The organism is Bradyrhizobium tropiciagri (genome assembly GCF_018130545.1).
GTDB lineage: Bacteria > Pseudomonadota > Alphaproteobacteria > Rhizobiales > Xanthobacteraceae > Bradyrhizobium > Bradyrhizobium tropiciagri_A.
This window is the reverse complement of sequence record NZ_JAFCKF010000003.1, coordinates 738,349-751,035: the sequence shown is the minus strand read 5'-3', so window position 1 is coordinate 751,035 and position 12,687 is coordinate 738,349. Positions and strand designations below refer to the sequence as shown.

Genomic DNA, 12,687 nt, shown 5'->3' with positions numbered 1-12,687 from the left:
TTTACCTTCCGTTCGGAAACGCCTTGCATCGTGCGGCGGCGGCATCGATATTGCGCCGCATGATGCCGCCGCCGTTGCGGGAGCGTGAGGACCGATCATGACCAAAGCCGTTCTCGGAATTATCGGCGGATCCGGCATCTACGACTTGCCGGGCCTGGAAAATGTCCGCGACGAGGCGATCACGAGCCCCTGGGGCGAACCGTCAGCGACGCTGCGCCGTGGCGAGATGGCCGGATTGCCGATCGTGTTCCTGCCGCGGCATGGCCCGGGACACGCGCTGTCGCCGTCCGACATCAATTATCGCGCTAATATCGACGTGCTGAAGCGGGCGGGGGTGACCGACCTCATCGCGCTGTCCGCCTGCGGCTCGTTCAAGGAAGAGCTGCCGCCGGGCACCTTCGTGCTGGTCGACCAGTTCGTCGATCGCACCCACAAGCGCGAGAGCTCGTTCTTCGGCAAGGGCTGTGTCGCGCACGTCTCGATGGCGCATCCGGTATCGCCGTTGCTGGTGAAGCATCTTGCGGCCGCGGCCGAAGCCGAGCGTATCGCGTTTGCGCGCGGCGGCACCTATCTGTGCATGGAAGGCCCGCAATTCTCGTCGCTGGCGGAAAGTCTGACCTACAAGGCGCAGGGTTATTCGGTGATCGGCATGACCAACATGCCGGAAGCCAAGCTCGCCCGCGAAGCCGAGATCTGCTACGCCAGCGTGGCGATGGTCACCGATTTCGACTGCTGGCATCCGGCGCATGATGCCGTGACGGTGCAGGATATCATCCGCGTGCTGAATTCGAACGCCGAGAAGGCCAAGGCGCTGGTCGCGCGGCTGGCGCGGGATTTCCCGCGCGAGCACGAGCTCTGTCCGATCGGCTCGGATCGCGCGCTGGACACCGCGTTGATCACGGCAGCTGCGGCCCGCGATCCGCAGCTGCTTGCCAAGCTCGACGCAGTCGCCGGAAGGGTCTTGCGCACATGAAAGTGGACGGACGCCATTTCCGCAGCATCTGGCTCGAACCCGACGGCTGGTCCGTCGGTGCAATCGATCAGCGACGATTGCCACATGAGTTCATCATTGCAAAAGTCACGACGGCGGACGAGGCCGGCGAGGCGATCAGCTCGATGCTGGTCCGCGGCGCGCCGCTGATCGGCGCGACCGCCGCCTATGGCATGGCGCTGGCGATGCGCGCCGATGCCTCCGACGCCGCGCTCGACCGCGCCGGCAAGATGCTGGCGGCGACCCGGCCGACCGCGATCAATCTGAAATGGGCGGTTGACGAGATGCAGCGCGCGCTCGCGCCGCTCGCCGCTTCGGCCCGCGCCGAAGCGGCCTATGCTCGCGCCCGCGAGATCGCCGATGAGGATGTCGAGATCAACCGCGACATCGGCCGCCATGGTCTCGGCCTGATCGAAAAGATCGCCGCGACCAAGAAGCCGGGCGAGCCGGTGAACGTGCTGACGCATTGCAATGCCGGCTGGCTTGCAACCGTCGATTGGGGAACGGCGACGTCACCAATCTATCAGGCGCATGATCGCGGTATCCCGGTCCATGTCTGGGTCGACGAGACCCGGCCGCGCAATCAGGGCGCCTCGCTCACCGCCTGGGAGCTCGGCCACCACGGCGTGCCGCACACCGTAATCCCCGACAACACGGGCGGCCATCTGATGCAGCATCGCATGGTTGATCTGGCGATCGTCGGCACTGACCGCGTCGCCGCCAATGGCGACGTCTGCAACAAGATCGGGACTTATCTCAAAGCGCTCGCGGCGCACGACAATGGCGTGCCGTTCTATGTCGCGCTGCCGTCGCCGACCATCGACTTTAGTATCGACGATGGCATCAGGCAGATTCCGATCGAGCAGCGTGCGGCCAGCGAGGTCACGCACCTTACCGGGCGTACGGCGGATGGACGGATCGAAACCGTGCGCGTGGTTCCGGACGGCTCTTCTGTCGCCAATTTTGGTTTCGATGTCACGCCGGCAAGGCTGGTGACGGGATTGATCACCGAGCGCGGTGTGCTCGACGCGAATCGTGCTGCACTTGCGAGCGCGTTTCCCGAACGATCCAGTTAGCTGAAGGCTGCATTGACGGTGATTGTATCTGCGCGCTATCCCCATCGTTGCCCTCGCAACCCAGACCGTCTCGTCCATGTCCAACACCGAACTTGAGATCGTCGTCGACGATCCGACCGCGCCTGAAGAGAATTCCCCCGCCGTCGTCTCCACCGGCGTCGTCGACGTCGTCGTCTCGCTGCTCCTGCTTGCGCTCGCTCTCGTGCTCGGCTGGGACAATTGGCGCACCGGCGCCTCGTGGGATTCGACCGGGCCGCAACCGGGCTATTTTCCGTTCTATCTTTCGGTGATCCTCGGCGCCGCCAGCCTCTATGGCCTGGGCGCGGCCTTCGTGTCGCGCCGGGAAGCCGCCGAGACCTTCGTCACCCGCGCCCAACTGCGGCGGGTGATGGCGGTGTTCGTGCCGACATTCCTGTTCTGCCTCGCGACCCAGTATCTCGGCCTCTACGTCGCGAGCTTTCTCCTGATCGCGGGCTTCATGCGCCTGGTCGGCAAGATCGCGCTGTGGAAGTCGCTGCTGACCGCCTTCATCTTCACCGCCGTGATGTTCGTGACCTTCGACATCGCATTCGACGTCATCATGCCGAAGGGGCCGCTCGAAGCGGCCTTCGGTTACTGAGCTAACCGACAGGATTTCGGAACATGGAAGCCTTCGGTCTCCTGCTGCACGGCTTCGCCGTCCTTTTGACGTGGAAGACGTTGCTGTTGATGATGGTCGGCCTCGTGCTCGGCATCTTCGTCGGCGTGCTGCCGGGCCTTGGCGGTCCGAACGGCGTCGCGATCCTGCTGCCGCTGACCTTCACGATGGACCCGACATCCGCCATCGTGATGCTGTCCTGCATCTACTGGGGTGCGCTGTTCGGCGGCGCCATCACCTCGATCCTGTTCAACATCCCCGGCGAAGCCTGGTCGGTTGCGACCACCTTCGACGGCTATCCGATGGCGCAGCAGGGCAGGGCGGCCGAAGCGCTGACCGCGGCGTTCACCTCGTCGTTCATCGGTTCGCTGGTCGCGGTGCTCTTGATCACCTTCCTGGCGCCGATGATCTCGTCATTCGCGCTGAAGTTCGGCCCGCCGGAATTCTTCGCCGTCTACCTGCTGACGTTCTGCTCGTTCGTCGGCCTCGGCCGCGAAGCCAAGCACAAGACCGTCATCTCGATGTCGCTCGGGCTTTTGCTCGCCGGCGTCGGCATGGACACGGTGTCCGGTCAGCTCCGCATGACCTTCGGCTCCGCGGAGCTGCTGCGCGGCATCAACTTCCTCGTCGCCGTGATCGGCTTGTTCGGCATCAGCGAGATCCTGCTGACGATGGAGGAGCGCCTGGCACTGCGCGGACACGCCGCCGGCATCTCGCTGCGCGTGGTGCTGTCGGTGTGGAAGGACCTGCCGAAATACTGGGTGACGCTGCTGCGCTCGTCGGTGATCGGCTGCTGGCTCGGCATTACGCCGGGCGGCGCGATCGCGGCCTCCTTCATGGGCTACAATCTTGCCAAGCGCTTTTCCAAGGACCAGGAAAGTTTTGGCAAGGGCCGCATCGAGGGTGTGTTCGCGCCGGAGACTGCCGCCCACGCCTCGGGCACCTCGGCGCTGCTGCCGATGCTCGCGCTCGGCATTCCCGGCTCGGGCACCGCGGCGATCCTGCTCGGCGGCTTGATGGTGTGGGGCCTCAATCCGGGGCCGCTGCTGTTCGTCGAGCACAAGGATTTCGTCTGGGGCCTGATCGCCTCGATGTATCTCGGCAATGTCGTCGGTCTCGTGCTGGTGCTGACCACGGTGCCGATCTTCGCCTCGATCCTGCGCGTGCCGTTCGCGGCCGTGGCGCCGATGATCGTGGTGTCCTGCGCAATCGGCGCCTACGCGATCCAGAATGCGATGTTCGACATCTGGCTGATGTTGGGCTTCGGCGTCGTCGGCTATGTCTTCAAGAAGATCGGGATTCCGCTTGCGCCATTCACGCTCGCATTGGTGCTCGGCAGCCGCGCCGAAGACGCGTTCCGGCTCTCGATGATCGGCTCCGGCGGCGACATGAAGGTGTTCTGGTCGAACGGTCTCGTCGGCAGCATCACGACCTTGGCGATCGTGCTGCTGTTCTGGCCGGTGATCGATCGGGCCTTTGCCGGCGTCGCGCGTCTGCTGCGGCCGGCAAAGGCGTGAGGTTCCAGGGCGTTTTCGAGCGGAGTGGACGCCGGTTCGCGTGAAGAAAACGCCGTTCCGATTTGATCGGAACGGAGTTCTAGACGACCTTGCGCTGGCGCAGCTCGGCGATCTCGTCGCTGCCGAAGCCGAATTCGGCCAGCAGTTCCTCGGTCTGCTCGCCGAATTCCGGCGGTCGCGCCACCATCTTGCTCGGCGTCCGCGACAGCGTCACCGGCTGGCTGACCAGCTGGATCTGCCGGTTCTCGTCGTTGGGCACGTGCTGGGCCATGCCGAGATGCTTGACCTGGGCGTCCTCGAACATCTGGTCGATCGAGTAGATCGGTCCGCACGGCACGCCGGCGGCGTTGAGCTCCTGCACCCAGGTCTCGGTCGACTTCTTCTCGGTCAGCGCGTTGATCCGCGCATTCAGCGCGTCGCGGTTCTTCGAGCGCGCCGGCGCGGTGGCATAGTCGGGATCGGTGACCAGGTCGGGCGCGCCGATCGCCTGGGCGCAGCGCTCCCAGATCCGCCCGCCTGTGGTGGCGATGTTGATGTAGCCGTCGGAGGTCTTGAACACGCCGGTCGGGATCGAGGTCGGATGGTTGTTGCCGGCCTGCTTGGCGACTTCCTTCTCCATCAGCCAGCGCGCCGCCTGGAAATCCAGCATGAAGATCTGCGCCTGCAGCAGCGAGGTCTGCACCCACTGGCCTTCGCCGGAGACGTCGCGCTCCAGCAGCGCGGTGAGGATGCCGATCGCGCAGAACAGGCCCGCGGTGAGGTCGGCGACGGGAATGCCGACCCGCATCGGGCCTTCGCCGGGCGCGCCGGTCACCGACATCAGGCCGCCCATGCCCTGCGCGATCTGATCGAAGCCCGGGCGCTTGTGATAGGGTCCGTCCTGGCCGAAGCCGGAGATGCTGCCATAGACAATCCTGGGATTGATCTTGCGGATGCTCTCATAGTCGATGCCGAGCTTGCCCTTCACGTCCGGCCGAAAATTCTCGACGATGACGTCGGCCTGCTCGGCCAGCCGCTTGAACACCTCGAGCCCCTTGGGGTCCTTCAGGTTCAGCGTCATGGCGCGCTTGTTGCGATGCAGGTTCTGGAAATCGGAGCCGCCGCGGGGGCCGCCCGGCTGCTCGCCGCCGCCGTCTTCCAGCAGCGCATCGATCTTGATCACATTGGCACCCCAGTCGGCGAGCTGGCGCACGCAGGTCGGCCCGGAGCGGACCCGGGTCAAGTCCAGCACGGTGAAGCGGGACAGGGCTTGGGATGCGCGGGGAAAGGGCATTGAGACACCTCTTGTTTGGCGGGCCGCTGTGGGGGCTATTGCTTATCTGCCATAGACAATTTGGCAGGCCTTTCCAACTGTTACCCGGATAACAACGTGCGGAAACGAACAGTCACGGTTCCGCGAAGACCGACTCTGCGTGCGGCGCGATTCGGACCTGCCCACACCTGTGCGCCGGTCCGCCGTCCGCCAACTCTCGACAAGCGCTGTGCTGGCTGCTAGCCCGTCGCCCGACCGATTGAGTTTTGCCCTTATGGAAGAGGGACTTGAGGCGTTTCGACGTGATGGACCGAAAGCGGACATGGCAGTGAAGAGAGGTCCGTCCCATCTGCTCGGCAATTCGGCGTGGAACGCGACCGCCTTTGCGGTCGCGGTGCTGCTCAATCTGGCAATTCTCCCGTTCGTGATTTTCCGGCTCGGGCTTGCCGCGTTTGGTGTTGCGGGCCTGGTGACGGCCTGTGTCGCGCCGGCGCTGATGTTCAGCAATGCGCTGGGTCTTTCGACGGCGCGCGAGCTTGCGCAGCGGCTGGAACCATCAGACCGCGAGGCGGCGCGGCGCTTCTTCGCGACCGCCCTTGCGCTCGCCATCGCCGTCGGCGGCCTGATCGCGGTCGTGCTGATCCTTGCCGGCGCGCCGCTGGCGCGACTGGGATTTCACCTCGGCGGCCCGGCCGGCGACGATCTCAGGCTTGCCTTCGCCTTGGCCGGCGCCGGCTGGCTGTGCCAGTGCCTGTTCGCGGTGTTCCTCTCGCTGTTCACGGCGCGTCAGGATTACCGGCGGATCGCGTCGATCAGCATCACCGGCACGGTGGTGACGACGATGTCGATGCTGCTGTTGATCCCATACGCGCCGCGCGCCTCGACCTTCCTCGGCTGTCAGGCTTTGGGCTTCGCGACCAATCTCGTGATGGCGTTCGCCTGGTCGCGACACGCGATCAGTGACTGGCTGGCACGACCGGCGCTCGATCGCGGCGCGCTGCGTGCACTGGTCAAGCTCGGCGGCTGGCAGGTCGCGGCACAAAGCGGCGCGCTGTTCGCAGGCCAGGCGGACCGCTATCTGCTCGGCGCGCTGCTGCAGCCGCAATTCGTCGGCTTCTACAGTGTCGCGCAGCGGCTGGAGGAGGCGGTCTACATCGGCGTCTTGAAGATCGGCGAGATCCTGTTCCCGTTCTTCAGCACGCTGCAAAAGGAAGACGATGATCGCAAGGTCGACCTGCTGTTGCGCTCGTCCTGGATTCTCAACGTGCTGGCCGCCAGCGCGCTCGGCGGCCTGATCCCGGTCGCGGGTGCATTGCTGTATCGATGGACCGGTGCCGAGGTCGCCGCCGAGGCGCAACTGGTGCTGGTGGTGCTTGCGATCAGCGGGATCTTGGGCTCGAGCGCCAATGTGTTCGCGTACTATCTGTTGTCGCAGGGGCGCTCCAGCTACAACGCGCTGATCTCGCTCGTCACGGGCGTCTTCACGCTGGCGACCAGCGCCGTCGCACTGCCGTATTTCGGCTGGCAGGCCGCCGGCTGGAGCTCCTGTGTCGGCATGGCCGCGCAGATGGCGATCACGGTGCTGCTGTTGCGGCGGACCTTCAGGCTTTCGGGGATGTGGTCACGGATGCTGCACTTCGTCCTGATCCCGCTCGGCACCGGTGTCGCCATAGCGCTGGCGCTGCGCTCGCAGCTTGGCCATGTGTCATTCGACCAGGCGCCGTCATGGTGGTATGTGGTGTCGCTCTACGGGGTATCGGCGGCGGTGATCTTTGTCGCTGCTGTCGCCGTGTCGCAGCTGGGTCCCTATCGCGCCGTCTGCTGGCGGGATCTCCGCATCATCATCACCCGCTTCTTGCCCTTCAAGGCCGCCTAGACATGTGTGGTATCGCAGGCATCGTCAATCTCCGGGGCAATCCCGTGGAGCCGGCCGAGATCTCGCGGCTCACCAGCCTGATCGCGCATCGCGGGCCGTTCGGCGAAGGCACCTGGTTCAATGCCAAGCGAAACGTTGCCTTCGGCCATCGCCGGCTAGCCATCATCGATCCCGGCGAGGGCGGCTATCAGCCGATGGCATCGGGCGATGGCCGCCATGTGATCGTCTACAATGGTGAGATCTACAACTTCCTCGAGCTGCGCCGCGAGCTCGAGGCGAAGGGCGCGGTGTTCCGCAGCCAGTCCGACACCGAAGTGATCCTCGCTGCCTGGCAGGCGTGGGGCGAAGACATGCTGCTGCGCTTCAACGGCATGTGGGCGCTGGCGATCTATGACACGGTCACGGATGATCTGTTCCTTGCGCGCGACCGTTTCGGCATCAAGCCGATGCTGTACGCGCTGTCGTCCGAGCGGTTCGTGTTCGCATCCGAGCAGCGCGCGCTGGCGCGGAGCGGGCTGGTTGAGACGTCGCTCGACGTCGATGTGGCGCGGCGGCTGTTGCTTGATCCATTCGGCATCGAAGGCAGCGAGCGGACACTGTTCTCGCAACTCCGCCGCCTGCAGGGCGGCCACTGCATGTGGCTGCGTCAGGGGCGGGCGCAGGTGCGGCGCTGGTGGCGGACCGTGGATCATCTGTCTGCGATCCCGACCAGCGAAGCCGAACGCGTCGCGCGCTTTCGCGAGCTGTTTCAGGATTCCGTTGCCTTGCGCATGCGCAGCGACGTTCCGATCGGGACCTGCCTGTCCGGTGGCTTCGACTCGTCCGCGGTGATCTGCGCCATGGCGAGCCATGAGAAGGCCGGCATGGGGCCGCGTGACTCGACCGCCTGGCGGCACGCCTTTGTCGCGACCTTTCCTGGCGCCAGCAATGACGAGCGGCCGATGGCGGAGCAGGCGGCCGCGTGGGCCAATGTGGCGCCGAGCTTTCTCGAGATCGGGCGCTCCGACGCGCTCACCGACCTTGATCGCATCCTTGATGACAATGACGACGTCTATATCGGGTTGCCGAGCGCACCGTGGCTGATCTATCGCGAGCTGCGGCGCCAGAACGTCACCGTCTCGCTTGACGGCCACGGCGCAGACGAATTGATGGGCGCCTACCTGCAGGAAGGGAAGTCGGCCGCATTCAAAATCCGCAACGCTGCGGCCGCGCTCACATCACGATCGCAACTCGCGCAGCGCGGCATCGATCTGCTGCGGGCGCAGATGATCAGGCGCCAGGGGCACTATTTCCTGCGCGGAGGCCTGACGGCGATGCCGGCGCCGCTGCCGCTGGTCGCCGAGGATGACGCGTTGCCGAACACATGGGGCGCGCTGAACCGGCGTCTCTACCGGATGTTCCACTCGACCACGCTGCCGACCATCCTGCGCAATTTCGACCGGCTTTCGATGGCGCACGGGATCGAGGTCCGCATGCCGTTCATGGACTGGCGGCTGGTGACCTATACGATGGCGCTGCCGGAAACCAGCAAATCGGCCGATGGCATGACCAAGGTGGTGGCGCGGCAGGCGATGGCGAATTTGATGCCCGAAAGCATCCGCACCGCGCGCCGCAAGGTCGGGTTCAATTCGCCAATGCCGGAGTGGCTCAACGGACCGTTGGCGGGCTGGACCGCGGAGCTGCTCGATCGGAAGGTCCCGGCATTTGCCGAATTCGTCGACGAGGCGCCGCTGCGAAAGGCGGTCGGCCGCATGACGGCGTCGCAAAGCTGGGATTGGGAATCCGTCGGCCGGATCTGGCCGTATCTGAACATGAAATGGATGTTGGCAAGGACCGCGTAACCGATGCGTCTGTTTCAGAATAGCGGTCTCTATCCGTCATACCTGCCGCGGCTGAACCAGCTCGCGGCGAAGGCATCGACCTTCGCGGCGCGCCGCGACGCCTTTCTGCATGATCGCTTTGGCGCGGCGCATTTCCTCAAGCCTGTGCTTGACGGCGCACCTGAAGCCTTCTTCACCAATGCCGACGACGAAGTGCTGCAGCGCCAGTGGGCGCGCGAGCAAGGCATGCAGGGCACGCCGACGCTCGAAGCCATCTTGCTCGCGCAAATCGAGCATCACAAAACCGAGGTGTTCTACAATCTCGATCCTGTGCGTTATCCCAGTGCGTTCGTCGCCAAGCTTCCCGGCTGTGTGAAGAAGACGCTGTGCTGGCGCGCGGCGCCCTCGGGAAATGCCGACCTGAGCGCTTACGGCGCGGTGCTTGGAAACTTTCCCTCAATCCTTGAGGCGTGGCGCGGCAAGGGCTGCCGGGCGGAGCTGTTCTTTCCCGCGATCGATCCTGTGATGGCGCAGTACGGCAACGGCGAACGGCCGATCGACGTGGCGTTTGTCGGCGGATATTCGCGGCATCATAGCGCGCGGGGCCGCACGCTTGAGCAGGTCGCGGCCTTGGCGGCTGACCGCAACATCGTGTTCTGCCTCGATGCCTCGCGGCTGACGCGGCTAGCCGAAAGCGCGATCGGGCGATTGCTGCCGCTGGGGAAGCACCGGCGTCCCGACGTCATCGCGCGCATCGCAAGGACGCCGCTGTTCGGCAGGGACCTCTACGAGCTGTTCGGATCAGCGAAGATCGTGCTCAACGGCGCCATCGACATGGCCGGCAATGATCGCGGCAACATGCGCTGCTTCGAGGCGATGGGCTGCGGGTCACTGCTGGTGTCGGATTCGGGCAACTATCCGGAGGCGATGCAGGACGGCGTCACAATGCGCACCTATGATGCTCCAGAAAGGGCCGCCGCTGCGATTTCAAGCAGCCTGCAGGATTGGCCGCAATGGGCCGGGGTTGCCGCCTCCGGCCGGAGCCGCGTGCGGGAGACCTACAGCAAGGCCTCGCAATGGGCACAGTTTATCGATCTCGTCGCGCGGATTGAGCCGTAACAGAGCGTTTTCGAGCGAAGTGGTGCCGGTTCGCGTCAAGAAAACGCGTAAAAACGAGATTCCAGAGCCCCGTTCCGATTCCATCGGAACGGAAAAGGCTCTACACGGGGCACAGAGCCGGCCAGAGGGCGGGCGATCGGGCCGGAATGATGTCTGCAAGTGATTTGATCTATCAGCTGAAATGGGTTGCCGACGGGCTTGCCGTGCCGTTGTTCAGGATGCGGCCGCGGCCGTTTGGCCCGGGCTATCAGACGGTCAAACGCGACACCATCACGGCCGCGATCGACGGCGGCCTGCTTCAGGCGGGGAAAGAGCTTCCGCCCGGCTACGGCGTCGCGATGGATGAACGCGTGGTGGAATATCCCTGGGTCTATGGCCGATTGAGCAATGTCGGCAAGATGCTGGACGCGGGATCGACGTTCAACCACGACTTCCTGCTGCAACGTCCGCCGCTGCGCGGCGCGGATCTCACCATCATGACACTGGCGCCGGAGCGGCGTTGCTATTGGCATGATGGCTATTCCTACGTGTTCGGCGATCTCCGCAAGACAATGTTCGGCGATCAGGTGTTCGACACGGTCGCCAGCATTTCGACGATCGAGCATATCGGGCTCGACAATCAGATGCTGTACACCGGTGATCCGCGTGATGCCGAGACCGATCGGGAGGGCTTTGTCCCGGCGGTGAAGGAGTTCAAGCGCATCCTCAAGCCCGGCGGGACCTGCCTGATCTCCGTGCCGTTCGGCAAGCGCGACAATCTCGGTTGGTATCAGGTGTTCGATCTCGCCATGATCGAGCGGATCATCGAGGCGTTCGGCGCGACATCGCACCATGTCGACTATTTCGGCTATTCGCGGCAAGGCTGGTCGCGCCAGAGCGCCGAGGCGCTCGCCAATGCGACCGTGTTCGACATCCATACCGGCAAGGGGCAGGGCGACGACCTTGCGGCGTCGTCGCGCGCCGTCGCCTGCCTGCAGTTGACCGCATGAATATCGATTACCTGATCCAGCGTCTGATCGGTCGCCCGACCTGTCGTCTGCAGGCCGACGCGGCGCTCGGCAGCACCGCCAGGATCAGGAACATTCGCGGCGATGCCGACAAGATCGTCGTCGGTCGCAACAGCCGCATCCTCGGCGAGCTCCTGACCTTCGCACATGGCGGGGAGATCAAGATCGGCGAATGGTGCTATGTCGGCGAGGGCACCCGGATCTGGTCGGCGGCCTCGATCGAGATCGGCAATCGCGTGCTGATCTCGCATTCGGCCAATGTGTTCGACAACCTGACGCATCCGCTGCGGGCAGGGGAGCGGCACCGGCAGGTGCAGCAGATTTTCACGCGCGGCCATCCGAGCGACATCTCGCTTGATGAGGGCCCGGTCAGGATTTGCGATGATGCCTGGATCGGCGCGGCTGCGATGGTGTTGCGCGGGGTGACGGTCGGGCAGGGCGCCATCGTCGCGGCCGGCGCGGTCGTCACAAGAGATGTCGCGCCGTTCTCGATCGTCGCGGGCAATCCAGCCGTGCTGGTAAGGGAGCTTGGCGCTGATGAACGGTGAGCGCAAGTTTACCACCTGGGAGGAAGCGGTGGTCTGGCTGCGCAATCAGCCCGACCAGCACCAGCTTGTGCTCGATGCGTTCTACGACGATCCGCTGGCCGCTGCCGCTGAACGTTATTTCCAGAGCTCCGAGTGGCGGGCGGTCGCCGCGCTGCTGGCTGGCCGATCCGGCACCGCGCTCGATGTCGGCGCCGGTCGCGGCATTGCGAGCTACGCGCTCGCCCGCAGCGGCTTTGCCGTGACGGCGCTCGAGCCGGATCCCAGCGCGATCGTGGGCGGGGCGGCGATCCGGGCGCTGGCGCAACAGGCGCAATTGCCGATCCAGGTGGTTGAGGAGTTCTCCGAGCGGCTGCCATTCGCGGATGCGACGTTCGATGTCGTGTTCGCCCGTGCCGTGCTGCATCACACGCGCGATCTCGAAGGCGCATGCCGGGAGATGTTTCGCGTGCTGCGGCCGGGCGGCGTGCTGATCGCGGCGCGCGAGCATGTCATCAGCAAGGAGGCGGATCTTCCGCAGTTCCTTGCGCAGCATCCGCTGCATCATCTCTACGGCGGCGAGCATGCCTTCTTGCTCGATCGCTATACCGGTGCGCTGGCCACCGCCGGATTTTCGAAGATTGATACGCTGGCGCCGCTGCAAAGCCCAATCAACCTGTTTCCCTATACGCTGGAGACTCTGAAGGCCGCGATCGTGACCAAATTGTCGCAAAAGATTCCGGTGGCGCCGCTGTGGCGAACCGCGTTTGCGTCCCGCCAGGTGTTCAGCTCGCTGCTGTCGATGGCCGAACGCTTCGACAATCGGCCGGGCCGGCTGTACTCCTTTGTCTGTCACAAGGCCTGAGCG

At 64.8% G+C, this 12,687-nt stretch carries 11 protein-coding genes; 10 read left to right on the top strand and 1 reads right to left on the bottom strand.

Annotated elements, in window-relative coordinates; genetic code table 11:
• Positions 1-97 precede the first annotated feature (97 nt).
• The 4 genes from JQ616_RS16265 (at position 98) to JQ616_RS16250 (ending at position 4,221) form a co-directional block, all read left to right on the top strand.
• Positions 98-973, top strand: coding sequence for an S-methyl-5'-thioadenosine phosphorylase (locus tag JQ616_RS16265; protein ID WP_212015843.1), 876 nt, complete (start codon positions 98-100; stop codon positions 971-973).
• Positions 970-2,067, top strand: coding sequence for an S-methyl-5-thioribose-1-phosphate isomerase (gene mtnA / locus JQ616_RS16260; RefSeq protein ID WP_212015841.1), 1,098 nt, complete (start codon positions 970-972; stop codon positions 2,065-2,067). Before JQ616_RS16265 ends, mtnA begins: the two co-directional genes overlap by 4 nt.
• Before the next feature lie 76 nt (positions 2,068-2,143).
• Positions 2,144-2,686 carry a tripartite tricarboxylate transporter TctB family protein gene (locus tag JQ616_RS16255; RefSeq protein WP_212015839.1) on the top strand — a complete coding sequence of 181 codons (543 nt, stop codon included), beginning with the start codon at positions 2,144-2,146 and terminating at the stop codon, positions 2,684-2,686.
• A gap of 23 nt (positions 2,687-2,709) precedes the next feature.
• Positions 2,710-4,221, top strand: coding sequence for a tripartite tricarboxylate transporter permease (locus JQ616_RS16250; RefSeq protein ID WP_212015837.1), 1,512 nt, complete (start codon positions 2,710-2,712; stop codon positions 4,219-4,221).
• 79 nt (positions 4,222-4,300) lie between these two features.
• Here the strand turns inward: JQ616_RS16250 and JQ616_RS16245 are convergent, their stop codons facing one another.
• Positions 4,301-5,494 (bottom strand): CaiB/BaiF CoA transferase family protein, encoded by a 1,194-nt coding sequence (locus tag JQ616_RS16245; protein WP_212015835.1) that lies wholly within the window; start codon positions 5,492-5,494, stop codon positions 4,301-4,303.
• A gap of 301 nt (positions 5,495-5,795) precedes the next feature.
• Between JQ616_RS16245 and JQ616_RS16240 the strand changes: the two genes are divergently transcribed.
• The 6 genes from JQ616_RS16240 (at position 5,796) to JQ616_RS16215 (ending at position 12,684) form a co-directional block, all read left to right on the top strand.
• On the top strand, positions 5,796-7,349 hold the full coding sequence (locus JQ616_RS16240) for a lipopolysaccharide biosynthesis protein (protein ID WP_212015833.1): 1,554 nt from the start codon (positions 5,796-5,798) through the stop codon (positions 7,347-7,349).
• A 2-nt stretch (positions 7,350-7,351) separates the two neighbouring features.
• Entirely contained in the window at positions 7,352-9,190 is a 1,839-nt protein-coding gene (gene asnB, locus JQ616_RS16235; protein ID WP_212015831.1) for an asparagine synthase (glutamine-hydrolyzing), read from the top strand.
• A 3-nt stretch (positions 9,191-9,193) separates the two neighbouring features.
• The gene (locus JQ616_RS16230) at positions 9,194-10,288 is read left to right on the top strand and encodes a glycosyltransferase (RefSeq protein WP_212015830.1); all 1,095 of its coding nucleotides are present in this window, start codon (positions 9,194-9,196) and stop codon (positions 10,286-10,288) included.
• Between the two features lie 146 nt (positions 10,289-10,434).
• On the top strand, positions 10,435-11,277 hold the full coding sequence (locus tag JQ616_RS16225; protein ID WP_212015829.1) for a methyltransferase domain-containing protein: 843 nt from the start codon (positions 10,435-10,437) through the stop codon (positions 11,275-11,277).
• Entirely contained in the window at positions 11,274-11,843 is a 570-nt protein-coding gene (locus JQ616_RS16220; protein WP_212015828.1) for an acyltransferase, read from the top strand. Before JQ616_RS16225 ends, JQ616_RS16220 begins: the two co-directional genes overlap by 4 nt.
• The gene (locus JQ616_RS16215) at positions 11,833-12,684 is read left to right on the top strand and encodes a class I SAM-dependent methyltransferase (RefSeq protein WP_212015827.1); all 852 of its coding nucleotides are present in this window, start codon (positions 11,833-11,835) and stop codon (positions 12,682-12,684) included. Before JQ616_RS16220 ends, JQ616_RS16215 begins: the two co-directional genes overlap by 11 nt.
• Positions 12,685-12,687: the final 3 nt, after the last annotated feature.